20 protein-coding genes are annotated in these 26,101 nt (G+C 36.6%); 10 read left to right on the top strand and 10 right to left on the bottom strand.

The genetic code is table 11. The features are described from left to right. Positions 1–4: 4 nt before the first annotated feature. On the bottom strand, positions 5–4,348 hold the full coding sequence (locus DCC35_RS06880; protein WP_137090085.1) for a S8 family peptidase: 4,344 nt from the start codon (positions 4,346–4,348) through the stop codon (positions 5–7). A gap of 419 nt (positions 4,349–4,767) precedes the next feature. Between DCC35_RS06880 and DCC35_RS06885 the strand changes: the two genes are divergently transcribed. The 9 genes from DCC35_RS06885 to DCC35_RS06920 all read left to right on the top strand — a co-directional run bounded on the left by DCC35_RS06885 (position 4,768) and on the right by DCC35_RS06920 (position 12,032). Beyond that, positions 4,768–6,168: a M16 family metallopeptidase gene (locus DCC35_RS06885; RefSeq protein WP_137090086.1), complete on the top strand. Its 1,401-nt coding sequence runs from the start codon at positions 4,768–4,770 to the stop codon at positions 6,166–6,168. Between the two features lie 18 nt (positions 6,169–6,186). Continuing rightward, complete coding sequence (locus tag DCC35_RS06890; RefSeq protein WP_137090087.1) at positions 6,187–7,623, top strand: M16 family metallopeptidase; 1,437 nt, start codon at positions 6,187–6,189, stop codon at positions 7,621–7,623. Positions 7,624–7,794: 171 nt separating this feature from the next. Then, complete coding sequence (locus tag DCC35_RS06895; RefSeq protein WP_137090088.1) at positions 7,795–8,274, top strand: RNA polymerase sigma factor; 480 nt, start codon at positions 7,795–7,797, stop codon at positions 8,272–8,274. Positions 8,275–8,341: 67 nt separating this feature from the next. Further along, positions 8,342–8,815 (top strand): hypothetical protein, encoded by a 474-nt coding sequence (locus tag DCC35_RS06900; protein ID WP_137090089.1) that lies wholly within the window; start codon positions 8,342–8,344, stop codon positions 8,813–8,815. Between the two features lie 143 nt (positions 8,816–8,958). Then, positions 8,959–9,447, top strand: a complete 489-nt coding sequence (locus DCC35_RS06905) for a hypothetical protein (RefSeq protein WP_137090090.1) — start codon at positions 8,959–8,961, stop codon at positions 9,445–9,447. A 306-nt stretch (positions 9,448–9,753) separates the two neighbouring features. Next, the gene (locus tag DCC35_RS06910) at positions 9,754–10,098 is read left to right on the top strand and encodes a hypothetical protein (RefSeq protein ID WP_137090091.1); all 345 of its coding nucleotides are present in this window, start codon (positions 9,754–9,756) and stop codon (positions 10,096–10,098) included. Between the two features lie 210 nt (positions 10,099–10,308). Then, a complete protein-coding gene (locus DCC35_RS21180; protein ID WP_246070169.1) occupies positions 10,309–10,917 on the top strand; it encodes an MFS transporter in 609 nt (202 codons plus the stop codon). Positions 10,918–11,023: 106 nt separating this feature from the next. Next, the gene (locus DCC35_RS21185) at positions 11,024–11,413 is read left to right on the top strand and encodes an MFS transporter (RefSeq protein WP_246070225.1); all 390 of its coding nucleotides are present in this window, start codon (positions 11,024–11,026) and stop codon (positions 11,411–11,413) included. A 61-nt stretch (positions 11,414–11,474) separates the two neighbouring features. Beyond that, positions 11,475–12,032 (top strand): YybH family protein, encoded by a 558-nt coding sequence (locus DCC35_RS06920; RefSeq protein WP_137090092.1) that lies wholly within the window; start codon positions 11,475–11,477, stop codon positions 12,030–12,032. 70 nt (positions 12,033–12,102) lie between these two features. On the opposite strand, the gene DCC35_RS21480 is transcribed toward DCC35_RS06920, so the two are convergent. Continuing rightward, positions 12,103–12,456, bottom strand: coding sequence for a sterol desaturase family protein (locus DCC35_RS21480; RefSeq protein ID WP_217495951.1), 354 nt, complete (start codon positions 12,454–12,456; stop codon positions 12,103–12,105). A gap of 23 nt (positions 12,457–12,479) precedes the next feature. Then, positions 12,480–12,920 (bottom strand): sterol desaturase family protein, encoded by a 441-nt coding sequence (locus DCC35_RS21485; protein ID WP_217495932.1) that lies wholly within the window; start codon positions 12,918–12,920, stop codon positions 12,480–12,482. Positions 12,921–13,112: 192 nt separating this feature from the next. Between DCC35_RS21485 and DCC35_RS06930 the strand changes: the two genes are divergently transcribed. Further along, positions 13,113–13,769 (top strand): cyclase family protein, encoded by a 657-nt coding sequence (locus DCC35_RS06930; RefSeq protein WP_137090093.1) that lies wholly within the window; start codon positions 13,113–13,115, stop codon positions 13,767–13,769. 1 nt (position 13,770) lies between these two features. Here the strand turns inward: DCC35_RS06930 and DCC35_RS06935 are convergent, their stop codons facing one another. The 7 genes from DCC35_RS06935 to DCC35_RS06965 all read right to left on the bottom strand — a co-directional run bounded on the left by DCC35_RS06935 (position 13,771) and on the right by DCC35_RS06965 (position 25,922). After that, complete coding sequence (locus tag DCC35_RS06935; RefSeq protein WP_137090094.1) at positions 13,771–14,547, bottom strand: carboxylesterase family protein; 777 nt, start codon at positions 14,545–14,547, stop codon at positions 13,771–13,773. A gap of 61 nt (positions 14,548–14,608) precedes the next feature. Beyond that, a complete protein-coding gene (locus DCC35_RS06940; RefSeq protein WP_137090095.1) occupies positions 14,609–16,201 on the bottom strand; it encodes an MDR family MFS transporter in 1,593 nt (530 codons plus the stop codon). Positions 16,202–16,245: 44 nt separating this feature from the next. Then, on the bottom strand, positions 16,246–16,701 hold the full coding sequence (locus DCC35_RS06945) for a universal stress protein (RefSeq protein ID WP_137090096.1): 456 nt from the start codon (positions 16,699–16,701) through the stop codon (positions 16,246–16,248). A 13-nt stretch (positions 16,702–16,714) separates the two neighbouring features. Further along, positions 16,715–16,966: a hypothetical protein gene (locus tag DCC35_RS06950; protein WP_137090097.1), complete on the bottom strand. Its 252-nt coding sequence runs from the start codon at positions 16,964–16,966 to the stop codon at positions 16,715–16,717. A gap of 97 nt (positions 16,967–17,063) precedes the next feature. Continuing rightward, the gene (locus DCC35_RS06955; protein WP_137090098.1) at positions 17,064–18,596 is read right to left on the bottom strand and encodes a RagB/SusD family nutrient uptake outer membrane protein; all 1,533 of its coding nucleotides are present in this window, start codon (positions 18,594–18,596) and stop codon (positions 17,064–17,066) included. Positions 18,597–18,608: 12 nt separating this feature from the next. Beyond that, a complete protein-coding gene (locus DCC35_RS06960) occupies positions 18,609–21,698 on the bottom strand; it encodes a SusC/RagA family TonB-linked outer membrane protein (RefSeq protein ID WP_137090099.1) in 3,090 nt (1,029 codons plus the stop codon). A gap of 126 nt (positions 21,699–21,824) precedes the next feature. Then, positions 21,825–25,922 carry a hybrid sensor histidine kinase/response regulator transcription factor gene (locus tag DCC35_RS06965; protein ID WP_137090100.1) on the bottom strand — a complete coding sequence of 1,366 codons (4,098 nt, stop codon included), beginning with the start codon at positions 25,920–25,922 and terminating at the stop codon, positions 21,825–21,827. Positions 25,923–26,101 lie beyond the last annotated feature (179 nt).

The following is a 26,101-nucleotide window of genomic DNA, read 5'->3' on the forward strand; positions in this document are numbered from 1 at the left end:
TTTGTTATTCTTTCATTATTGAGAATGTCTGTACTCCGGATTTACTGGTACACCTGATGACGTACATTCCATTTTGGTAATTCGTGAAATCTATTTCAATACTCGTGCCTATGCCCACCGGAATGATTGCTGAGGTAAAGAAATTGCCGTAATAATCAAACACTTCAACGGTAGTCTCATCTTCAAAATTCTTCTCAACTGTCAGGTAGGTCTGAACCGGATTAGGATAAATATTGTACGCTTCTGTTCCCTCACCACTATCACACTTATTTGAAGAAGAACTTGCATCACTACTGGTGGAGGTTTTATTAGTGCTCTCACGCGAGGTCAGATTCCATTTCAGATCATTGCCATCAAAGCGTATTTTAAATGTTCCTTCACCTGACAAGAAAATTTTTGGTAGAGAACCGGATCTTTCCGCTGATCCACTTAAGTAATTATCCGGACCTTCGAGGATATAAATAGTATAATCATTTGGATTCAAATATCTGAAATTAGCTACATAAACCAGCCCATCAGGATCGTCTGGATTATACTCTACGCAATCGAGATAAGTCCTTATTTTTCTCATATTTTCATCATCTACGTTTATATACAATTTAGCATCATTGAGATACTGTACTGCATAATTTTTAGGATCCCGGATTTTAATATCGTATAACCCGACATCTCCGGATTGATACTCGTTGCCATTCTGGTCAACAAAATAAAAATCAATACCGGATGGAAAAACACTGCCGGTTGAATCCTGGTAAACATATCCGGAAAATTGAACCTTAATGCTATCAGGATTAATTTCTTCGCCCTGGGTTATCATATAATCTCCAATTGAAGCGAAAAGATCTGCTTTTGTAATAGTGAGTCTTCCGGAGGCGTATGTGTTTTGCAGGTTTGCAGCTACAGGACCGATAAATGCACCAGGGAATGTATAATGTAAGCTGTCAGGATGTGTGACATCTAATCCTGTAATTAGATCCATCGAATATAATTTTTGAACTCCATTTTCTTCAGTGTCGGTGGAAGCATCTTCTGCATCGACAATTGTAAATGTAGAACCGTATTCCGTTTTATCGGTTTCATCACCACGCCCGGTATCATTAACTATTGCTCTGAATTTATTTTCCAGGCTTAGTTCAACATTATTTCCCAGCAGGTCAGCAGTATTCACAATCGCTCGAAACTTATTAACTATTGCACGGAACTTATTGGTAGTTCCATCATCAAGGGCAGCATCGTAATCTACAAAGTGATCTGTTTCCAGCTCGATTACATTCATTCCGTTTACGATGGCTCTGAATTTGTTTTGAATGGTTCTTTCTGTTGTTGTCCAGCTAGCGTCCTGTAAATAGGAAAGTATGTCAACCTCGTTTACGATGGCTCTGAATTTATTGATAATTATTAAGGTGTTTTCTTCAAAGAAAGTTGATTGATAATCTGTGGATACCAGTGAAAGAAAATCAGCTGGATCTGCTATGCTTGTCGGATCAAAATCAAATGTTTTGCGCAAGGTAATCGCTTGTCCATACACAAAACTAGTATCGGCAGGAGTTATTTTCATATCATTTTTAAAGACGGTAAAAATCCCAGATTTAAAGTTTAACTGATATAATTCTTTTTGCTCAGCAGTTAATTCAGTCTCTGTAATTGCCGTAAGCAAATAATTGTTGACATCCGGATAAGGAAAAACTGCCGGTGTGGTAAACTGAATTGCCGGTAGTCCTGTGCTTTCATAAGTCTGACCCTCAGGTAAACCAGAAACTAGATATTCAAATGATGTGGCCTGTCCGAAATTTATTGTATCATTTACTGCCTGGATAGATAAAGCCAATTTATTCCCATCAAAGAATCTTAAAGTATTCGAATCACCCCCATCCAGGCCTGAAGGAGTAGTAGGCTGAGTTTCAACAGTCAGGTCCGGGTTTCCGTCAAATTCAGGGACAATTGCTTTTATATAGCCATCTCCGGTTTCAACTATTGTAAGTTGTTGCCCATCAAAATTAACAATTGGGTCATCTGGTAAATATTCGCCCAGTATTGTAACGATAAAAGGTTCTGCACTCGGTGTTTTACCATCTTCCACGATCAATTTGGTAATCTTTGCTGTTTGAGATGCGATTGCTTTAAAGGCTGCTTCAACGTCAATGAATCCAGCACCTACCTGATCGGGATCGCCACCTGCACTGGTTGAAGTGTTTTTCAGTAGAGATAATATAGAGTTATTTTCACTGGTATTATTCAAAGCACTTATATCTGCCGGTAAGCCTTCGGGAAACCAGTCTCTGGTACCTTGTAATAATAAGGCATGAGCCGCAGCTGCATGAGGAGCCGCAGCTGATGTTCCAAAGAAATTCGGAAAGCCATCACCATCTACATCAGACGAAAAATCCACGACGTTAATATTTCCTCCGTCAGGAGCAAGGAAATCAGCCTGAACAACCTGTCCGTTAGGTAGTGTTCCTCCATAAGATGAAAATGGTTGTGCCTCAGGAGAGGTATTTGCATAATACGATGCACCGACTGTTGCTACTTCCGGAGTCATCTGGTGTCCACCAATAGTGGAGGCTCCGGCATATTCTGTAAACTCCAGACCATTGGCCACGTAGGCTACAAGTCTTATAGCAAGTCCTTCAGGAGCAGGGCCATTGGCACTGGTAATCACAATATTTGCCTCACCAGCCTCAAGTGCTTCAAATACAGCTATTTCACCAGCGTCTTCTCCAGTGCTAAAGCGATTTATGTTCACCAATAGATTATTATTGTCATCTACCACATAAAAATCAAGGTCAGTACTGGCTCCGGTTGTTATATCTTCACTGGAAAAAGGCTCTGACCAATGCATCGTCACAAGGAATACACCAGGAGTCACTGAAAATTTCATTTTTATATCTTCAGATCCATCCGGGTTTGTGCCAAAAACGTGTGCCCGGGTATCAGATCCGGGAGGGATAAAATCAAAGTCGGGAACAGAGGAAGAGTTTTTGAAGGTTGCTTGATATGCTTTATCATAAAAGTTACCTACAGAGCTGTATACTATCTTATCAGGAAGTGCAGAAAAATCCTGCATTAATGATCCAATCCGGGTTGTTCCAAATAATGGTGCGTTAACAAATGAGATGTCATCGAAGATAATATCAGCTCCTGCATCAACTAAATTTTGAAAGTTAACTTCAAAACTTTTTTGAGTGATTGTGCCTGTACTAAAAAGTAATTCTGCTCCGGGAGCCACATCGTGAAAAGTTTGCAGCATTGCTCTTCCCTCATCAGAAGTAGGTCCGTAAGGATAATCGAATGTCACATTTACAGGTAAGTCATATCCATTTGGATTACCTATCCCTGGTAGATCTCCGTTTTCAACATCCACCTGTGCACGTGATTTTCCTGAAGCAGCAGGTTGAGTATCAAATCCATTAGACATCGCTGCAGCTTTTACACCCGTACCATCTATGAATGCGGGCTCACCATCTACTAATGTTCGGAATGATTCTCTTACAATGTCTGAACGTTGAGTTGTGTCCCCCTGGGTGGTGGTGATTCCAACATTGTTCTGTCCCGGATATGCAGACCGTGCAAAATTAAATGCTTCACCGTATGAATTTAATTGATTTAACCTGGCTATCGGGAAAAAAACATCGATCGAAGGTAAATTTTTTGCAATTATAATATCGGGATCAATGATGAAATCTGAGCTAAGTGGATCAGTTGAATAAACCAGCCCAAATGTATTCTGTAATATGTCCAGAGAATTTTGAAGCTGTCCCGGATTGTAGATTATCTCAATGATCACCTTATCACCTGCATCATTTAATTGGTAAACTAATTTTGAAGGTATATCTCCTGCATTGCCTTCAAATAATGCATTAAGTTCAGTAGTGGTAACATCACCTGATTTTCCATCCTGGTAAGCAGGGACTATTATACCGGACTCTACATCTTTGCACCGACTGGAATTTGCATTAGCGTAAACAATATGGGTTTTTCCGTTAGGATTAACCACAGTCCATTCGACTGTTTCTTTTTCATTGACTACCTCAGAAAAAGCTCTGTTGACGGTTCCATATTTAAAATTTGTTATAGCTGATTTTGATTTGTTGCTTTTTTCAAACTTTACCCTGCTTTTTTCCTCTGAAATCTGTAATCCCTTTCGATTTGGATTTTCGTAACTGAAATTTAAGCTAATAAGTCCGTTTCCGATCTCTTCTTTACAAGCCCTCACAATAAGATCTTTCGTGCCTTTCTTTTGACCGTAAGAGAAACAGGGTAGAAATATTAATAAGAAGAAAATAATAAATTCCCTTCTTAAGCCTGTGTTAAAAAGATAGATTAGTTTGGTGGTCTGTATATTAAGCATAACAACTTTTTGATTTAGGTAAATACTACCATTAGCATATTGCTCCTAATATTGATTGAAACGCGGGCACATTTGTAAATCACTGTATTGGAATCGTAAAGTTGTTTTGCTCCGTTCGTTTATCGGAATTTGGCTCTTTATTCACTAATTCCTTAGGTTGACCCCCCTGGCATACCTGGTCAACAATGTGCAGTGATTTACCGGGATTTAGAATATCGATAAAGTTATATTTTTTCCATGAAATATCAAATTTGCAGACCATTATATTTTTACAATAATTACAGCAGTCGTTTTTTATCAATAAATAAAACCGTATATGGATGATTGAACCTGATAGTCATAATATAATTGAGAATATACCAGACATGAGTTTATATTAAGAGATCATTCAAACATGACAATTAATAAATAATACTTTTATGCTTAAGAAAAATCTATTATTACTTTTTCTGGCTTTGATAGTGGCTTCTTGTTCTTCTTCAGAAGAAGCTGGTGAAGGGTCAGATAATGAAACTGCATCTGAATTTAAGGTGCCGGTGGAATATTACAAATTAGATAACGGATTGAAGGTAATCTTATCTCAGGATAAAACTTCTCCGACAGTAGCTGTAGCCGTTTATTATAATATTGGTTTTCGAATAGAACCAAAAGATCGTACGGGTTTTGCTCACCTTTTCGAGCATATGATGTTCCAGGGATCTAAAAATCTTGGCAAAGCTGAATTTATTAATTTGGTACAAAAAAATGGCGGGGTTTTAAATGGTTCTACCAGATTTGACTTTACTAATTACTTTGAGATAATGCCTGCTCATAAATTGGAAACTATGCTATGGGCAGAAGCTGACAGAATGAAAGGGTTGGATATTACCCAGGAAAATCTAACAAATCAGCAAGGTGTAGTAAAGAACGAAGTAAAAGTAAATGTGCTTAACCAGCCTTATGGTGGTTTCCCCTGGTTGGATATGCCACAGTATGCTAATGAAAACTGGTATAACGCCCACAATTTCTATGGTGATCTGGAAGATCTGGATGCAGCTACCCTGGAAGATGTAGAAAGTTTCTTTAATACTTATTATTCACCTAATAATGCTGCTTTATCAGTAGTTGGTGATTTTGACATGGAAGAGACTAAAAAATGGATTGAACAATATTTTGGTGGTATTGCTTCCTCTGAAATCCCTCCATTGCCGGATATTTCAGAACCAGTTCAGCAAGAAGAATTAAGATTTGAGAAAGAAGATAAGCTTGCAACTAAGCCGGCAATCGCTATTGCTTATGATATGCCCGAGAAAAACTCTCCTGAATATTATGCAATGGGACTGTTAGATCAAATACTGGTTCAGGGAGATAATAGCCTTTTGCATAAAAAACTTGTGAAGGATGAAGGTTACACTGGAAATGTTAGCGGAGGCATCAATTACCTGGGTAACATGTTTAATTACAATGGTCCGATGCAATGGATGTTCAACCTCACCTATGATAATTCAACACCTGCGGATTCGGTAATTACTTCCGTAGATCAGGTAATTGCCGGGTTGCAGGAAGACGGTGTATCACAGGAAATGCTCGATCAGGCGATCATTAAAATCAGAAGTGACCTGTATGATGATCTGGGTTCATTTTTCGGTGTTGGACGCGCTGACCTGCTTTGTTCTTTCGCTTTATTTGAAGACAATCCTTCAAAGATAAATTCGATCGAAGAAGAGTTTAAAAAAGTAACTCCTGAAATAATAAACAGGACGATCGAACAATACTTGCGAAAAACTAACCGAACAATTTTAACTGTTAAGCCTTTAGGCGGTGAACAGCAAAATCTATAATCAAATTCGATAATGACCATGAATAGAATAGATATAAAAAGTTTTTTAGCAGTATTTTTTGTATTGCTAACTATCTCAATTACTGCTATAGCGCAAAATGATGCTTCAGAGCAGAAAGAAACTCCTCCCGAAGGTGGAGAGCCAAAAGACTTCACGTTACCCGAAAAATCAGTTGTGAATTACGACAATGGATTACAGTTGGTAATGGTTCAATACGGACAAATTCCAAAAGCCACAATCCGAATCGTAACAAAGACGGGTAACATCAATGAGTCAGAAAATCAGGTTTGGCTGAGTGATATTACTGCAGATATGATGAAAGAGGGCAGCACCAGTATGAAAGGTAACGAGATTGCTGATAAAATGGCCGGTATGGGTGGAGAGCTTAATTTAAGCGTATCTATGCATACGACCAATACTTCTTCTTCAGTGCTATATGAATTTGCTCCTGAAGCAGTAAAGGTGATGGCAGATGTTCTTATGAACCCTGCATTCCCGGAAAGTGAATTTTCACGGATCATTAATGACAGAAAAAGAAGTCTTGCTGTTTCAATGTCAAGGGCTCAACCTAAAGCAAGAGCAGCTTTTTATTCAGCAGTTTATCCCGACCACCCATATGGAAGGATTTACCCAACTGAAGAAATGCTTTCAAATTACACACTTGAGGATGCTAAATCGTTTTATAATGCTAATTTTGGAGCGAAAAGGACCACAGTTTATGTTGTAGGTAAATTTGATGAAAGTGCAGTTAAAAATGCTGTGGAAGAATCAATGTCTTCATGGAAGTCAGGTTCGGAAACTAACTATCCGATAGCAGAGCCACAGGTAACCGATGTCGTGAAGATTCTAAACAGGGATGGTGCTCCTCAGTCGACAATTATGTTTGGTATGCCCGTAGCAGGTCCATCAAGTGAAGATTGGATTGCATTAAATGTAACTAATACTTTATTGGGAGGTTCTTTTGGTTCGAGAATCACACGAAATATCAGAGAGGATAAAGGGTATACCTATTCTCCAAGAAGTGCAGTGAATGACAATTTTAAGTCAGCTGTATGGTATGAAGTTGCTGATGTTACAACTGATGTAACTAAACCTTCTCTTGAAGAAATAACAAAAGAAATATATAAACTTCAGGAGGAAGCTCCTTCGGATGATGAGCTGGAAGGTATTAAAAATTATAGTGCGGGAATTTTTGTATTGCAAAACTCAACTCCTGGAGGAATAATTGGTCAGTTGGTTAATATGGATGTTCACAATTTGGATGAATCTTATTTGACTAATTACGTTCAGAATATTTATGCGGTCACTCCTGAAAAGGTAAAAGAGATGACTCAGAAATATATTAAACCTGAGGATATGACTTTGGTAGTAGTTGGTGATGAATCAGAAATAAAAAATCAGGTTGAAGAATTTGACAAACAGCGCGAGTCTTACAGGCTTCCTGTGAAACAATAACCTGATAAAAATATATTAAATAATAAAGCAGGCCTGTGCAGGCCTGCTTTTTTTATTAGTTGTGAAAATATTTTCAAAAAAATCATACTTTCTGTAATAAAACTTCCTGATTCATCAACTAATTATATGAAATAAAAAAAATGATGATGTTTGATCTAATTGAAATTTCTGATGAATAAAAATCGCTTTTTATCGATGATTGATACTCATCAGGGTATTATTTACAAAGTAGCCAAAATGTACAGGGATGATCCATTGGATCAGGAAGATCTGTTTCAGGATATAGTTTACCAATTGTGGAAATCAATATCGACGTTTAGAGAGGATTCCAAAGAGAGTACCTGGATATATAAAGTGGCATTAAATACAGCCCTGGCATCATTCAGAAAGAGAAAAGTCGAAATTGATTACTCTGCTAATAAGTTTTCTCCAGAATACATTGATGAAGAAAATAAGTCAGAAAATGAGGAAAAGCTTTTCGATGCATTGAGAAAGTTAGAAAAGAGTGACAGAGCACTGATCTCATTATTTCTTGAAGGATATTCTTATAAAGAAATAGGGGATATTACAGGAATCAGTGTTACCTACGTCGGGGTAAGATTAAATCGAATTAAAACAAGGTTAAAAGAGATATTATTAATTAAAGTATAATGGAAGATCTAAAGAATTTATGGGAGAACGCCGGAAGATCTCCTTTTGAAAAAAGACAATTGAGGCAATGATAAAGTTGAAATCACATCCTCAACTCAACCGGTTAAAAATTAAATTCATTATCGAGATAGTAGCCATTTCCTTATTTGTGGTTCTTTATTATGATGCCTTCGATGGTCATCAAAAACCATTGTTACTAAATGCGATATTAATTTTTTTCGCTCTTGCCTATATAATTAGCGATCTGGCAGGAATGTATAATCTGTATAATCCTGTACAAAAGGGTAGTTTGGTTCAATCGCTTTTAACTTTTTCGAATAAGATCAGGTTTTTTGGATTATTGAACACAATTAGCGCATTCCTTTTTGGATTGGCAGTGATAGGATTTTTTGTTTATGGAATAGAAATTACCGGAACAAAGACATTGCTTATAACGGGCTTTTTTATATTTCTTGTTGTGATGACATTCATTGGATGGAGGATCTGGAAGAGGAGAATCAGGAGCATTGAAAGTATATTTATTGAATTAACCTCTGAGTAATTTTTATAGATTTTAATAAGTTATTTAACTTATTAATAATGATTCCTTTATTAATAAATCTTATAATGTGTATAAATATTCAAAGATAAATCACTATATTAATTAAGAATATTCATATTAAGAATCATCAAAACATAAGATTTATGAAGAAACATATACTTATTATTTCGTTGATTTTATGCCTGTCTGAAATTGATGCCCAAATAAAAGTCGGTATACATGGTGGTTCACCAGTAGGAGATGCTGAAGCATTATACAATTCAAGCTGGGGAATAAACGGGTACTATATGTTTGGTTCAGAACGGGAATCTTTACTCAAATTTGGTGCGGGCGCCGGATGGATAAAATATTCTGGTGAGGAGATAGTTTTACCAGGTAGTACAATAGATGTAGAGAATGCCTCATTTTTAACAATATGTTCTGCCGCCAGGGTTTATTATAAAATTTTCTTTACTGGCGTTGATATAGGTTATGCTTTTGGATTATCAGAAAGAGATGGTGGTTTTCATTGGAGACCAGTTTTGGGTGTCGTATTTCTCAAGATTCTGGAAGCTAATTTATTTTACCATAGCATTAACCCTGGAGATGGAGATGTGAGTTCACTAGGGCTAGGTTTACATATTAAGCTTTAGTCTTTTAACAAATCTATTTTATTGTTTCAAAACCACATATGGGTAACCGTTATATGTTTTTGAATGGTAATATTTAGATTATTTACCCTAAAAACACTATTTTATCATTAAAAAATGCTATATTATAAGTGAAGATGCTATTTTTCATTTAACCATTACACTTATGAAAAATTATTTGTACTAATTCTGTCTGTATTCATTGTATCATCTATACAGGCGCAAATTAAAATTGGTGTCCATGGGGGTAACCCTGTAGGTGATGCAGCTGATTTCTACCATTCGAGTTGGGGGATAAATGGGTATTACATGTTTGGCGATGAAAAGGATGCGCTCCTTAAGTTTGGTGCTGGTGCCGGATGGATACATTACATTGGAGATGATGTTAACATTGGTGGTATCGAGGTCGAGTTTGATGACGCTTCTTTCCTGCCTATTTATGCTGCAGGTAGAATTCACTTTCTCGGATTATATGCTGGGCTAGATGCTGGTTATGCCATTGGGCTTACTGATGTAGATGGAGGCTTTTACTGGAAACCCTTAATTGGAATAGGACTGTTTAAAATCCTTGAGCTTGATTTATTTTATCATAGCATATACCCCGGGGATGGTGACATAAGCTCAATAGGATTAGCATTATATTTAAGACTTTGAAGTTGTTGATTGAAAATTATAAATGATTTGCGTACTTGTTTGAATTTGGCCGGTAATTTGACCGGCCTTTTTTTATTTTGCCATTAAGGATAGTGTTCTTATTTTAGGGCAAATTAAAAACACCTGTATGACCAGTAGATCATTAGTATTACCTGTAATAGTAATTGCTCAATTTTTTGTACTTCTTTATGGTTTGCCGGAAATGCAGTAATGAATAACCTGGTTTCTGATTTTGGCCTTGAAGCGGGAGCCCTTGGAATTCTTACCTCTGCTGTTCAATTCGGCTTTATATCAGGTACATTACTGTTTGCAATACTTACTATAGCAGATCGGTTTTCACCTTCAAAAGTATTTGTGGCCTGTGCTGTCTTTGGTGCCTTGTTTAATCTTGGAACGATATATCCTGGAAGCTCTTTTCCATCGCTGGTTATTTTTAGGTTTTTAACAGGCTTTACCCTGGCAGGTATTTATCCTGTTGGAATGAAAATAGCCTCAGATTATTACAAAGAAGGTCTCGGGAAATCTTTAGGATTTCTTGTTGGGGCTTTAGTCCTTGGTAAGGGATTTCCTCATCTTGTCAAAGCATTAACAGCAGACTTGCCCTGGGAAACAGTGATTATACTAACTTCGGCAATAGCTGTTATCGGGGAATATTACTATTTCTTACAGTACCAGACGGACCCTATAGGAAGCCTGCATCAAAATTTAATTTTACAGCCTTATTTAATGTCTTTAAACATCCCCGATTTCGTCAGGCGGCGTTTGGTTATTTTGGTCATATGTGGGAATTATATACTTTCTGGGCTTTTGTTCCTGTAATATTAGTTTCATTTCAGGGGATTCATCCCGACACATCTTTTAATGTACCGGTATTATCATTTATCATTATTGGGCTCGGGGATTAGCATGTGTATTTGGAGGTTATATATCCAAAGATTTTGGTGTTAAACGAACAGCTACAACTGCATTGTTTTTATCATTTATATGTTGCATGATCTCTCCCTTTGTGATTTTATCAGGTTCTGAAGTAATATTGATCATATTTTTAATTTTCTGGGGATTAGTTGTTATTCCTGATTCCCCGTTATTTTCCACTTTAGTAGCACAATATGCACCTGAAGAATCCAGAGGTACAGCTCTTACAATTGTTAATTGTATCGGATTTGCCATTACCATTATCAGCATATTACTGATTGAATATTTAAGATTTGTAATTCCGGTAGAATGGGTCTTTGTTTTTCTCGCAATCGGACCCGGTCTCGGTTTAATTAACTTAATCATCAAACCTGGGAAATTACCTAAAATAAAAAGTTAGACATATAATAATTTTATTAAAAAATTAAATAGTGGTAACTTATATAAAAAAATATACCACTATGAAAACTAACATTTTTATCATACCTGCTTTATTTATATTTCTAATTATTACTTCCTGTGAGTCTAAGACAGACCAGGACACTGATGAATTGTCCTATTCTAACGTTACTGAAGAAATAATTACTGATGAAGATAAAGAGGAAATAAAAAACATTATTGATCAAAAGAACACCGAATTAGAAAAGCTTTATAAAGAAGGGAAGATGGAAGAGGCTGCAACGTACTTTTCTGAAGATGTAATTCAATTGGCACCGAATACTAAGCCTATCAAGGGAACTCAGATGTTTATTGATGAATGGAATAAAGCCATTAGTCAAGGGGAGTGGAATTTTGATTTCAGAGTTGAAGAAGTAAAATATTATGGAAATGCTGTGGTTGAGCTGGGTAGTTATGATCTTGAAATATTACCTGCAGGAGGTTCTGAAATGCCACCTTTTAAAGATGAAGGATATTATGTTGTATTATGGGAAAAAATTGACGGGGACTGGAAGATCGTCTGGGATGCACCGGTAAGTTCTTTACCTTTACCCGGTCAGGGAAGTGAAACAGAAATGTAAAACTTTTCAAATAAAAATAAAGCCCGGTTGAACTTTTTCAACCGGGCTTTTTAGTATAATAATTACAGACTTAATAATCGGTCTTAATATTTTTATCAAATGGTATTTTAAACTGATACATTACATTTGTATCCGTTGAATCATCCAGCACATCTAAACCATATTTTATTTTCTTCGGATCATCCATAACATAGGTTCCAAATATTCTATCCCAAAGTGAAAATATATTTCCAAAATTAGTGTCAGTCCATGGTCGCTCAAAATGGTGGTGAAATTTGTGCATATTTGGGGTTACAAATATTAACCCAAGGGTATTATCTATCCATTTCGGAGTGGTTACATTGGCGTGAGAAACATACGTAAAAAAGACTGTAAGAAAACGATAGATTAAATAGTAGGAGATAGGTGCTCCAATTACAACAATCGCCCCGAGAGCAAATGTCTCTCTTAAAAAATAATCCCCGGATGGTGCCTTGTGCCACTGGTTACATCTACTTTAGTATCACTGTGATGGATCATATGGAATTTCCACATCCATTTTATTCGGTGTAAAAGAAAGTGGATAAAGTATTGCGCTACAAGATCCAACACCATTATTGCAATGATCAATTCAACCCATACAGGAAGATCAACCATATTTAGCAATCCAATATGGTTTTCACCTATCCATTGGAAAATACCAAGAGTGGCTATTCCAAAAACGATATTAATCACAAGAGTAATACTGAGGAATATAAAATTCACCTTAGCATGACTCCATTTTTTATAAGCATGTTTGAATAATGGGTAATACCCTTCAAAGAGCCAGCAAGCTATCAGGACGCTTACGACCCAAACTAATTTTTGCCAAGCCGGCATTGTTTCAAAGAATAGTAAAAAGGACTCCATACACTTAGTTTTTCATATTTGGGTTAGAAAGGACCTTTAATCGCATTTGATCAAATAAACGATCTTTTCCGACTTTTAATTTAATTATATATTTTTAAACTGTATTGATCATGTCAGGTTTTTGCTGATTTTATATATTTATAAATATTATAGGAGGGAAATCATTTTTTAAAGTGATTATAAACTAAAAAAATGCCTTTAATTGATCTTAGCCATTTAATAGACGAAAATACGATTACTTACAAAGGATTGCCTGCACCGGTGATATGTGATTACTGGAGCAGGGAATCATCAATAGATAATTATGATGACGGCTCTTCTTTTCAAATCGGTAAAGTCGATCTGGTAGCAAATACCGGGACTTATATTGATAGCCCTTTTCATAGATTTAAAAAAGGAAAAGATATAAGCAAAATATCTCTTGAGGTACTTGCCAGCCTGGATTCCCATAAAGTGAAGTGGGATTATCAGAATAGAGGATTAGCAGTCGGTAAGGAAGCTTTTGAAGGGCTTAATTTAAAAAATAAAGCTGTTCTTATTAACACTGACTGGAGTGAAAAATGGATGACTGAGGAATATTATTCTGACCATCCGTTTCTTTCAGAGGAGGCTGCTATTTACCTTAAAGATTCAGGTGTTCTTTTAGTTGGTATAGATTCCTATAACATCGATGATACCCGCACAAAGAAAAGGCCTGTTCATACAGTTTTATTGGGAAATGATATCTTAATTGCAGAACATCTGACAAATCTTCATCTTCTACCGGATAATAAATTCAGGTTTTATGCAGTTCCACCTAAAATAAAGGGAATGGGAACTTTTCCGGTTAGGGCATTCGCTCAGTTTTGATTTATTTAGTTTTGGAAAACATCCATTCCAATAATCCCGGGTGTGCAAATGCCGGATCCCAACTGTTGTGATTTGCATCTTCAAACAAAGTTAGCATGGGGTATCCACCTGCTTCCAGAATTCCTTTAGCCATATTTAAGCTGCCAATTGGGTCAACGATATTGTCCTTTGCTCCATGAAAGATCCAGAGTGAAATCTTACTGGCATATCCCTTGACCATATCTGAATTTCCACCACCGCAAATAGGGACAGCTGCAACAAATAAATCAGGCTCTCTGTATAGTATTTCAAAAGTACCCATTCCACCCATAGAAAGACCTGCTACATAAAACCTGTCATTGTCTGTATATGATTTGGTGAGCATATCTTCCATTAAAGCAATTACTTTTGCAAGCGGGGGTGAGGGGGGAGCGGAATATTCATATTTTCTTTCAGGGATACCTTCAGTAACTTCAGTAGTCATATTAGACCAATAAGCATCCTTCGGGCACTGAGGGAAAATCACTATGGCAGGAAATTCTTTTCTATTTTCATCTGAGGCGAATAAAGAACTTCCGTGGATAAGTTGTTTCGTATTATCACTTCCTCTTTCTCCTGAACCATGTAAAAATAGAACGACAGGATACTTTTTATCTTCTGAAAAATTCTCCGGATACATGATTCGGTATTGGAGGTCACCATTTTTTGTTTCAAATACTTTTTTCTCATAAAGGTCATAATGCTCATTTTGAGCTGAAAGTATCGTTGAAGTCAATAGAAGTAGAATTATAGTTCTCATTAGTGTTTCATTTCAACTATAATTTAGCTTATAAGACTAAATAAAAAAACATTTAACAAGGTCAATGATCGTTAGTTTGCCTTAACTCGTGATCCGGAAGAAAAAAGGTAGCAATAGCAGCTAAAAGAGATACGATTAGAGCAAAAAGAAATATTCTGGACACTGCGTCACTAAAGGCAGTTATAATTGTATCCAAAGCACTTTTATAAGTTGAATTGTTACTTGTATTAACTACCTCTTCGTCTAATTTTTCTCTTAATTCCTGAATGTTTGTTTCGCTATCAACTTTGATCTCTATCGGTGAGTCCTTAAGTTTTTTAATCTCTGGTTTTTGGATAATACCGCTAACTGTTAATGCCAGGATCATTCCCATGATAGCAGCCCCGGTGACACCACCAATTTGCCTGAAAAATTGAGTCGAACCTGTTGCCTGTCCCAAAACATTTCTTTTAACACTATTTTGAACTGCCAGTGGAAACATAGGCAAGGTAGGCCCCATACCCAGTCCAGCAACAACCATCAGGATTACGACTTTATAATATTCAGTATCTGTATTAAGAGTGGTGAGCAATCCAAAGGCGAGCATCAAAATACCAATTCCAAAGAGTATTATGATTTTTACTCTTCGAAATTTATTTGATAACCTGCCGGCCAGCGTGGATCCGGTAACTAATCCCATAGATAAGGGTATCAAACTAATCCCTGCCTTTGTGGCTGAAACTCCAAGAACATTGGTTAAATACAATGGAATAAAAAGTGTCAGACTAAAAAAAGACATTCCGAGAAAGATCACCGCAATTACCGATACTTTAAAGACACTATTCTGAAATAATTGAAGATTTATAATTGGGTTAGGACTTTTTTTAGATCTAAAATAAAATAGGAGGGATCCTGCAATCGCCAGCGACACAAAAATCAGAAATTCAGGAGAGGTAAGCCCACTTTTTTGCTTATCCGTTTCAAGGGCTAGTAATAATCCACCTGTACCGATTGTTAAATAAAAAGCTCCTCTGAAATCAAAGTATTTTGAACTGTCTTTTTCAGGGAAAAGTTTTGGCATATACCTGACTATAAAATAGACTGCTATTGCTCCAAAGGGAATATTTACATAAAACACCCAACGCCATCCTTCAACTCCCGGAATAATTCCTCCGGCATAATCAGTTAATAAACCGCCAAAGAATGGCCCTAATAAGCTAGCTATTCCGAAGGCTGCGCCTATATATCCCTGGTATTTCCCTCTTTCAGCTGGAGGGAACAAATCTGCTATCACAATGAATGCCATTGAAAATAAACCGGCACCTCCCAGGCCCTGTATAGCCCTGAATAAGATTAACTGATTCATACCATCTCCGATAATAGGTAGATCACCCCAACTACCTGCTAAGCCGCAAAGCACAGAACCGGTTAAAAAGATTGTAATTGCACCAAACTCAATAGATTTTTTACTAAGCATATCTGCCAGCTTACCATAAATCGGTACGAAGACTGTACTGGCAGTTAAATAGGCAGTAGCTACCAGGCTATATCGACTAAGCCCCTGAAGATCCCTGGCTATTGAAGGCAATGCTGTTGCCACAATAGTCTGATCCAACGCTCCTAAAAATAAGGCTGTTAATACAGCAGCAAGCGTAAGTGCTTTTTCTTTGGTCATAGGCAATTAACGCCTCATATTAAGATTGGTTTTGGAATTAATTCTTAATCTTTTGAGTCACCGGTAACCATTGGTATAACGAGTATAGGAATTTTAGCTCTTTTAACTACTTTTGACGTGGTCTCTCCAATCAGAGCTTTATACATGAATGAATGATCCTCATTTCCGATAATTATCAGGTCAGCTTTTAAATCCCTGGCTTCTTTCAATAATGTATCAACTGTAGGTCCCTGGATTAAAAGCGCATGAGTTGTAATTCCTTCATCTGATTTTATTTTTTCGGCCAACTCCTGTAAGTAGCGGTGCTCCTGTTTAATAGTTTTTGCACGGTCATCACGGATAAATTGAGGCCCTGGATCGTATCCGACAAAATCCGGATCCGGAAATGTCACGTGTATCAACCAAAGTTCAGATCCAAATGCCTTTGCCTGTTTTATTGCCGAATCAATAAGAGCAGGGGAATCAACATCATCGATTGCAACAACTATGTTATTAAACATGATTTAAATTGATTTACCTTTTAGAACCTGTTTTTTGTTTCTGGAAAATCTGGATAAATGCAACTATAGCAAGTATCAAACAGGTGAGGACTAATTCCATACCGTTTGATTCCAGAAAATCTAACCAGTAAAGCACAGGGATTATTATCATAAGAGCAGAAGCTCCTATTAAAATGTACTTACCTGTCTTACTTTTCTTTTTAAAGCTTTCCAGCAGGCCATATACACCGATGCATACGAAAGCAATTCCAAATATTAAAGCCATGGTATAATTTCGAAAAAAATTAGATGAAAGACAAATAAAAAAGGCCGCATAATGTTATGCGGCCTCAAATTAAACGATTGCAACGGTAGGTTCTTTATTAATAACCAGGATTTTGTGTTAACCCGGCAACTCTTACTTCTGCAATTGGAATAGGAAGTAATTCATGTTTTCCAGCCTGGAATCCTTCTGAAGCTAAAACTTCATCAGCAATTCCCCATCTAACAAGATCTCTGAATCTGTGTCCTTCAAAAGCTAACTCAAGTTGACGCTCTAGGATCAATGCATCAACTAGTGCCTGACCAGAAAGGTCTATTGGTGCTAAACCAGCACGATCTCTTACATCATTGATATAATCAACTCCTGTACCTTCATTTCCATCTCTGATATGAGCCTCTGCTGCCATTAGCAATACATCTGCATATCTGATGATTCTGAAGTTTGTAGCGTAGTTTAATTCACCAACTGCTCCGCCTTCTAAATTTGTTTCACCAGAGTATGTTCCGTATTTTCTTCGAATATATCCTTCGTATCCATATGCATCAGGATTGGTCCAATCACCACCCATAGCACGTAGCTCTTCTTCAGACATCAGGTTGTTGATTCTTCTTTCAACATCACCGGCATCCATAAAAGCTTGATACATTGATGGTTCAGGTACATTAAATCCCCATCCACCCATTAATGAGTCTCCAGGAGCTGCCTGATAGAAGTCGCCTCTTGGTCCCATTAGCTGAATGTGTATATTAGATTCCTGGAAACGTCCTTCACCCCATGGGAAATTCCCCCAGTTATAAGCTTCCTCTGAAATGAATTGGACTTCGAATATAGATTCCATTCCGAATTCATGTTCTTTTGTGAATATTTGACCATAATATGGTTCAAGAGCATATTCTCCCGAATTTATTACTTCATCAAGTATACTTGCAGCATTTGTCCACTCTTCAAGATAAAGATAGGTTTTACCCAGTAAAGCTTTCGCTCCACCTGAAGACCATCTGAATTTTTCTCCAGCACCGTAAGCACTTTTTGGAGGAAGTGACTGTATTGCGCTTTGAAGATCGTCAACGATTTGTGCGTATACTTCACTAGCCGCAACTCTTGGAGTTGAAGAGTATTCTGCCGGAGGCACCTCATTTAATACTAAAGGTACATCTCCGAACATGGTTACTAATTCAAAGTAATAATATGCTCGTAAACATTTAGCCTCGGCTATTAGTCTTTCCTTTAAATCAGTGTCAGGTTCGGTGTTATTTATTACAAGGTTTGCACGATAAATACCATAATAAGCCATTTTCCAGTAACCCAAAATAGCACCATTATTTGAATCAAAAGTATAATTGTCAAGAGTTTGATAACCTGGCTGGTCTCCTAAACTACTTCCGCCTGCATTTGATTCATCAGATGGAAGAGTTTTTACCAGGTATGGGCTCGCCCAACCATTACTAAAATGGTATTGTAAAAGATCGTAAGCAGCAGTCGTAGCTTGCAAAACATCCTCTTCGGTAGAATAAAATTCTTCTACGGGTGCTCTACCAGGAATTTCTTGTTCCAGAAAATCTTCGCAACTCTGGAAGGTAAATCCTACGAGAGCAACCATAATAAGTGTTGATAATTTATTTATAGTTTTCATGTTCTCGTTCAATTAAAATGTAACATTTAATCCAGTTAAGAATACTCTTGGTATTGGATAAACCCCTCTGTCAATTCCAAGACTGGTGCTATTTGCACTACCGGCCTCAGGATCAAGCCCCGGGTAATCCGTAAAAGTAAAGAAGTTATCCAGTGAAACGTAGAATCTCAATTTCGAAATTCCAGCATTTGAGAAGATATCCTCCGGAAGAGTATAACCTACTTGTAACTGCCGGATTCTCATATATGAACCGTCAAATACCATTAGGTCACTGTTGTAAATGAATGGATTATCTGTATTTGCTCTGAACCAACTGTTTGTGCTTCCTTCTCCTGTCCATCTGTCTTCGTAGTAGAAAGCAGGCTTGTTAGCAGTCGGACGGTCAGTTCGGTTAAAGCCCATTAAAATGTCATTTCCTTGTTTTCCTTGTAAGAATAAAAGGAAATCAAATCCTTTGTAAGATGCTGTCGCTCTTACTGCATAGATGAAATCAGGGAATGGATCTCCAATATAAGTTTGATCATCTGGAGAGATTGATCCATCTTCGTTTACATCAACAACGATAGGATCACCTGGTACCGGGTTATATCCGGTTAAGCCTCCTTCAGAAACGTAAGCATCTATTTCTGCCTGATTTTGGAAAATTCCATTTGTTTTATAACCACTGAAATACCAGATAGGGTAACCTTGCTCAAAGAATGTTGCGGTCCATCCTGTTCCTACTCCGACACCGCCAATTTGGTCAACATTCTCATTTAAAGCAGTAACTTCATTGTCTAATGTTGTGAAGTTTGCTCCAATAGAGTAGTTAAAATCTCCAACCTGATCTCTCCAGTTAAGAGCTAATTCTATACCTTGGTTTTGAATTGTACCACCGTTAATAAAAGAAGGATCGTTACCGGAGAATAGTGGTGGAGTACCCAGTGTGATAAGATCTACAGTTTCTTTTCTGTAGTAGTCAAACTCAAGAGTTAATTTATCCTCGAAGAATCCGGCTTCTAATCCGATATCTACCTGTCGACTTGTCTCCCATCTTAAATCAGGGTTTGACTGGAAGTCAGGTTCTGCACCGATCAGGTAATTGCTTTGAGAATTTGGGTATCTGATACCTTCTGTAGTAATTAAAGCGGCATATTGACCTATGTTCAATGACCTTACACTACCATTTTCTCCCCAACTTGCTCTCAATTTCAAGAAATTCATTGGAGAAGTACGAGAATAAAATCCTTCTTCTGAAATTACCCAACCTGCAGAGAAACTTGGGAAGAAATCCCATCTGTTGTCAGGATGTAATTTTGAAGACCCATCATAACGGCCTGTGATATTTAATAGATACTTACCTTGATAATCATACAATACTCTGAAATAGTATGACATGATAGTTTGAACATTTCTTCTTCCTCCAACTCTGTCATTATCATCCGGAAGGAAATCGTAGTAAGCATATTTATCAGCTTCTTTAAACATTGGGCCACCAGACATAAAGAGGTAATTATGCTCCATTTTTTGAGCTGTAGTACCTAATGTGACATTGAAATTATGATTATCAAAAGACTTATCAATATTCACAAAGTTGTCCCACTGCCAGTTGAACCATTTATCGTCAGAATCATTTACTGTAGCAGTATTATTTAATCTTTCAGAAGAATAGTAATAACTTGGAGTCCATGTGCTAAATCGCTGGAATGCAGCGTCTATACCAAATCTAGTAGTGAATTTTAACCATTCAACCGGTTGGATATTTGCGTAGATATTTCCAACTATTTTATCCTGAACAGTACCACCTCTGGCAGTTTGAATACCTGCTAGCGGGTTAAAGATTTCACCAAATACATATTGTGAAATTCCATAGTACTGGCCGGCATCATTTGTTACCAATGTATTTCCATTATCTAATACTTGTTGAGCATAATCAGGTAATGTACCAGTGTATACTGTTGGAGTTAATGGGTCAAGCAATAGTGCGTTATTCATTATTCCACCAAACTCACTGTCTTCAGCAATTGTAGATCGCTCAAAGTGAGAGAATGACATGTTGTTACCAACTGTTAACCAGTCTTTAACTTCATGATCGGTATTTAATCTGAATGTATAACGTTCAAAATTTGACTTTTCACCGCCTACAATACCATCCTGATCAAAGAAACTTCCTCCAATAAGGTATTTTGATTTTTCAGTTCCTCCACTGATATTAAGACTGTGTCTCATCATAGGCGCTGATTCAAATACTTCGTCCAGCCAGTTTGTATTTACATTTCCAACATTTGATGGATCAGGACCGTTAGCAACTCCGGCTTCATCTAAATAAGTAGCGTATTGCTGTGAGTTCATTAAGTCCAGGTTTGGATTTGCACTCTGAATACCATATTGGAACCCGTAGTTGATCTGTGCAGCACCAGCTTTACCTTTTTTAGTTGTAATATAAACTACACCATTACCACCTTGTGCACCATAAATAGCTGCTGAAGCAGCATCTTTTAGTACTTCTATTGATTCTACTTCATTCGGATCCAGGTATTCTATTCCTCCGGTAATTACTCCATCAACAACATAAAGTGGCTGTGAGTTACCATTAGAACCAGTACCACGAATGTTAATGTTAATACCACTACCAGGAGATCCTGAATTTGGTAAAACATTTACCCCTGCTACTCTTCCCTGAAGTGTCTGATCAATTCGGGTGTTAGATACGGATTGAATTTCATCGGCATCCACACTAGATATAGCTCCAGTTAATAAACTCTTCTTTTGCTCGCCATACCCAATGACCACTATTTCTTCAAGCGAAGTAATGTCGGGCATTAAAGCAACACTGATTGTGGATCTTCCATTGATCTCTACTTCCATTGATTCGTATCCAACAAAAGAAAACACCAGAATTTCTGCACTTTCTGGTACTGTTAATGAATAATTACCATTAACATCTGTTACTGTACCATTTCCGGTACCTTTAATGAGAATGTTTGCTCCGGGAATTCCAGAGTCGTTCATGCTGTCTGTTACCTTACCGCTGATCACTCTGTCCTGAGCAATGATTGCAACCTGACAAAGCATCAGTGCAAGATAAAGGATTAGGTTTTTCGGTTTGTTTATGTTTTTCATATGCACTGAGTTTTGTGTCAATATTAAATTGTTACAGACAACAAAAGCAGGGCATTTAAAACAAATGCGCGTGGTATTTGTAACAACCGTTTGAAATGGCTCTCAGGGGCTTGTTTCAATGGTTTTTCACTGTTTCAATGTTATAAATTCCGAAGGATTCATACCAAATTGTTTTTTAAATGTGGTTCTGAAATATTGAAGATCTGTAAATCCTACCTGATAAGTTATTTCAGCAATCGAAAGTTTATTTAATTTTAAAAGTTGGGCAGCCCGTTGCATTCGGATATGGCGAATCAATTCGTTAGCACTCATTGAGATCGCATTTTTTAATCTTCTGTATAATTGCATCCGGCTCATTCCAATCTCCTTACAAATATCATTTATGGTGAAATTTGGTTCACTAATATTTTTTTCAATTATAGCGACAATTTCTTCAACGAATTTCTCGTCTGTATTTTTTATTTCCGGAGATTTTGGGGTGAGTTTATGATGTTTCTTTTGTGTGATTTTCTTTTTAAAGTTTTTGCCGGTAAGGAGCATATTGTGGATCTGCATTTTTAATTTATTCGGGTCAAATGGTTTTGTGAGGTATGCATCGGCTCCACTATAGTACCCTTTTTCAAAACTCTCATCAGAAGCTTTTGCTGTTAAAAGGATAATAGGAATATGATTTAACTCCGGGTTTGATTTAATAGTATTACAAAGTTCATAGCCATTCATCTCAGGCATAACTATATCACTGATTATAAGATCAGGTTTTTGATCAATGGCAATTTCTAATCCCCTGGCTCCATTAATTGCACTTAATATTTCAAATTCATCTTTTAAATATTCAACTATAAATTTTTGAATTTCTTCGTTGTCCTCTGCTATTAATATTGTCTGTTTCTGTGAATTATCATCATCTACTTCTTTATTTTGGGATTGAACAGAGTCAGGTTCTAAAACATCTAATTCTGATATATTATCAATCAGGCTTTGTTTTACTCCTGGTAAAGCTATTACAGTTTCAGGAATGATATCAGTAAGATTGATAGGTATATTAACATTAAAACAAGCGCCAGATTTATTGTTGTTTCCGACTTCAATCCTACCGTCATGTAATTCAACTAATTCTTTTGTCAGTGCTAATCCAATTCCTGTTCCCAGGTCATTTCTGCTTTTAGAACTTGAACTTTGGTAGTATCTCTTAAAAATTTCTTCTTTATCCGACTCAGCAATTCCATCTCCGGTATCACAGACTGAAAATGAAAATTTATTTTCTGAGCTTTTCAAATTAAAGCTAACCTCACCAAACTCTGGAGTGTATTTGATTGCGTTTGATAATAAATTGGTGATAATCTTTTCAAGTTTGTCAACATCTACTGAAGCAATAATCTTTTCCTCCGGAAAACGCACCGAAAAGCGTATATATTTCTTTTCAGCCAATCCTGAAAATGAATAAACCACGGGTTTTAAAAAAGCGGAGACGTCTATTACTGTGAATTCTGGATTTATACTGCCCGATTCTAATTTTGACAGATCAAGAATTTGGTTTATAAGGTTTAACAGTTTATCCGCTTGTCTGATGATATCAGTAATTCTCTTTCGATGTTTTGAAAAGTGTTCATCGTAATAAATAGTTTTTAGAGGTGAAAGAATTAAGGTTAATGGAGTCCTGAATTCATGAGAAATATTAGCAAAAAACCTGGATTTCATTTCATCCAGCTCTTTTAATTTTTCTAATTCAAGATGCTCTATTTTTAAATTTGTTTTTAACTTTTCTCTACTGATAATCGTATTTCTTCTCCATACCAGAAGGCTTACAATTATTGCTATATATGCTATGTATGCCCATATGGTGCCATACCATGGCGCATCAATATGAATTTTTAAGGAAGCGGTGTTTTCCGCAGGCTTTCCGTCTGCATTAAATGCCCTTACCTTAAAAGTATAATCCCCGGCAGGTACATTAGTATAGTATGCCACATTTCTTGTTTCGGCTTCCTGCCAATTCTCATCATATCCCTCCAGCTTATATTGATAGGTGTTTTTATTCGGTTGAGTATAGTTTAAATAGGTAAATGAAATATTAAAATCATTTAAAGAATAGGGTAAATTCAGATTTCTGCTATGAAGTATGTTTTTATTCTTTTCTACTAGATATTGAGTGCCGTTTTCAGAATTAAACTTAATATCTGTAACCAGTACTTTTCCGTCAGTTGGGATTTCAGGTATATTTAGTGGGTTGAATCTATTAAATCCATTGATACCACCAAAAAGTAGATCTCCGTTTTTAAGCTTTAACGAGGCTCGTTTGGTAAATTCCGATGATTGAAGTCCATCAGCTTTGTCGTAAGTCTTAATTACGAGGTCTTCTGGAGATACCGATGCAAGACCTTTATTTGTACTTACCCAAATTAATCCACTATCGTCTTGCTCAATGCTTAATATCATGTTACTGGGAAGTCCGTCAACTACAGTAATTGCGACAAACTTTTCAGATTTTTCATCAAAGTAATTTAATCCTCCACCATGACTTCCTGCCCATAATCTATTTTGAGAATCCAGAAGAAAAGAAGAAACAAATCCATGATTCAGATATTGTTTGCTATCAATTGGATGTTCAGGTGAATAATTTGTCAGAGTTTTAGTTTTCAGATCATCAGTCAGGGTTATTTTATCAATCCCATATCCTTCAGTTGCTGTCCAGATATTACCATATTGATCTTCAATAACAGCGTGTATAGTAGTGGAGGTGATTTTTCTATCTTCAATATTCGGACTGAAAAAATGAACCTCATTAGTTTCAGGGTTATATACTTCAAGTGAATGCCTGAAGGAGGCTATCCAAATACGGTTTTTACTATCCTTATGGATGTCAAAAATATACTTTCCAAATGACCCATTTCTGGTTCGTTGGTCAAAAAAGGAGATCTTCTTTTGACCTTTCTTTTTTGTGAAGACTCCTCCTTCCCATGTTCCGATCCACAAGGTGCTATCCTGATCTTGTTCGAGACATAGAATACTGTTGCTAGTCAAATTGCTATTTGACTTATTGAAATACCTGGTTTCTTCTCCCGGAACTACATAATTTAATCCCCCTCCATCAGTTCCCACGTAATATCCTTCGCCTTGCTCGGAAAAGGCACTTACTAGGTTGTAGCTCAGTGCTTTACCCGGCTTTTGGGTTTGGTGATAATGTATGAAGCGTTTTTCGTATGGATCAACTTTAAAAAGCCCCTGATCAAAAGTTCCTATCCATATAATTCCGTTTTTGGATTCGGCAATGTTCCAGATTGAATTACTTTTTAATGCGTGGTTATTATATGGATCACGAAAATATCTGAAAAATTCTTCAGTTTTAAGATCGAGAATTATCAATCCTTCATTTTCTGTACCGATCCATAAGTTATGATCTTTATCTTCAAGAAGGCAAAGTATAGTTGTCTCACCTATTAGTTTATTAAATTCTTCATTCTCAATGGTGGGTAATTCAAATTTGTATACCCCATCTTTAAAAACAAGTCTTCTTAAACCTTTTTGAAAGCCAATCCAGATATCACCATTTTTGGTGGTGAACATTGTTCGAACAACATCATGAGGTATAGAAGAATGACTCTCGGTATCATAATTGACAAATCTTTTTTCTTTCTTATTAAATAGGTATAACCCTTTCCCCCAGGTTCCTATAAAGTAATTGTTTTGAGAGTCTTCAGCAATACCTACAATACTGGTTTCAGTAATTTTCCCATTATTGATGAAACCTGTATAACTATCAACTACTTTATTTTTTGGGTTATAAGACATCACACCTGATTTTTCGGTAGAAAACCAGATTACACCCTTAGAATCAATTAGAGAGTTTGTAATTAGTTTATTGTCAAATTCAGAAGATAATTCGCTTAATCTTCCTGTTTCATTATCTAGAGAAAAGGCCCCACCACCATATGTACTTATCCAGATATTATTTTTCTCATCCACGTTCAATCCACTAACAAAACCATTTTCCAAAGCATTTTGAGTGGAGTCATTAACAAAGGTTAATATTTCTTCACCATCGAATCTGTTTAAACCATATCGTGTAGCAATCCACAAGAATCCATCTTTATCTTCCACTAATCTTGTAACACTGTTTTGAGACAATTCCACATCTATATGATGGAAATAAAGATTGTTAAGATCTTGGCTTTTAATACCTTGGGTTAGTATTAAAAGAATTATTAAAAGGGGGAGGTTTTTCATATAGCTATTTTAATAAAAAATATTTACCCATCCTTAATATATAACGCTTCTGATACAAATACCATGTATTGTTGTGTCATTTATCTACCTGTCAGTCTTAATTATTTATAGAATTTGCAATACCCAAATACGGAAATGGTGTATTGTCACTTTTACAATCCCATTTTTTTTAACCTCTA

This window comes from Mangrovivirga cuniculi (assembly GCF_005166025.1).
In the GTDB taxonomy this organism is placed as follows: Bacteria; Bacteroidota; Bacteroidia; order Cytophagales; family Cyclobacteriaceae; genus Mangrovivirga; species Mangrovivirga cuniculi.

What these genes read in the sequence shown, in the direction of transcription:
- DCC35_RS06880 (WP_137090085.1), bottom strand. Translation starts at nt 4,348, where the DNA reads ATGCTTAATATACAGACCACCAAACTAATCTATCTTTTTAACACAGGC.
- DCC35_RS06885 (WP_137090086.1), top strand. Translation starts at nt 4,768, where the DNA reads ATGCTTAAGAAAAATCTATTATTACTTTTTCTGGCTTTGATAGTGGCT.
- DCC35_RS06890 (WP_137090087.1), top strand. Translation starts at nt 6,187, where the DNA reads ATGAATAGAATAGATATAAAAAGTTTTTTAGCAGTATTTTTTGTATTG.
- DCC35_RS06895 (WP_137090088.1), top strand. Translation starts at nt 7,795, where the DNA reads ATGAATAAAAATCGCTTTTTATCGATGATTGATACTCATCAGGGTATT.
- DCC35_RS06900 (WP_137090089.1), top strand. Translation starts at nt 8,342, where the DNA reads ATGATAAAGTTGAAATCACATCCTCAACTCAACCGGTTAAAAATTAAA.
- DCC35_RS06905 (WP_137090090.1), top strand. Translation starts at nt 8,959, where the DNA reads ATGAAGAAACATATACTTATTATTTCGTTGATTTTATGCCTGTCTGAA.
- DCC35_RS06910 (WP_137090091.1), top strand. Translation starts at nt 9,754, where the DNA reads ATGTTTGGCGATGAAAAGGATGCGCTCCTTAAGTTTGGTGCTGGTGCC.
- DCC35_RS21180 (WP_246070169.1), top strand. Translation starts at nt 10,309, where the DNA reads ATGAATAACCTGGTTTCTGATTTTGGCCTTGAAGCGGGAGCCCTTGGA.
- DCC35_RS06920 (WP_137090092.1), top strand. Translation starts at nt 11,475, where the DNA reads ATGAAAACTAACATTTTTATCATACCTGCTTTATTTATATTTCTAATT.
- DCC35_RS21485 (WP_217495932.1), bottom strand. Translation starts at nt 12,920, where the DNA reads ATGGAGTCCTTTTTACTATTCTTTGAAACAATGCCGGCTTGGCAAAAA.
- DCC35_RS06930 (WP_137090093.1), top strand. Translation starts at nt 13,113, where the DNA reads ATGCCTTTAATTGATCTTAGCCATTTAATAGACGAAAATACGATTACT.
- DCC35_RS06935 (WP_137090094.1), bottom strand. Translation starts at nt 14,547, where the DNA reads ATGAGAACTATAATTCTACTTCTATTGACTTCAACGATACTTTCAGCT.
- DCC35_RS06940 (WP_137090095.1), bottom strand. Translation starts at nt 16,201, where the DNA reads ATGACCAAAGAAAAAGCACTTACGCTTGCTGCTGTATTAACAGCCTTA.
- DCC35_RS06945 (WP_137090096.1), bottom strand. Translation starts at nt 16,701, where the DNA reads ATGTTTAATAACATAGTTGTTGCAATCGATGATGTTGATTCCCCTGCT.
- DCC35_RS06950 (WP_137090097.1), bottom strand. Translation starts at nt 16,966, where the DNA reads ATGGCTTTAATATTTGGAATTGCTTTCGTATGCATCGGTGTATATGGC.
- DCC35_RS06955 (WP_137090098.1), bottom strand. Translation starts at nt 18,596, where the DNA reads ATGAAAACTATAAATAAATTATCAACACTTATTATGGTTGCTCTCGTA.
- DCC35_RS06960 (WP_137090099.1), bottom strand. Translation starts at nt 21,698, where the DNA reads ATGAAAAACATAAACAAACCGAAAAACCTAATCCTTTATCTTGCACTG.
- DCC35_RS06965 (WP_137090100.1), bottom strand. Translation starts at nt 25,922, where the DNA reads ATGAAAAACCTCCCCCTTTTAATAATTCTTTTAATACTAACCCAAGGT.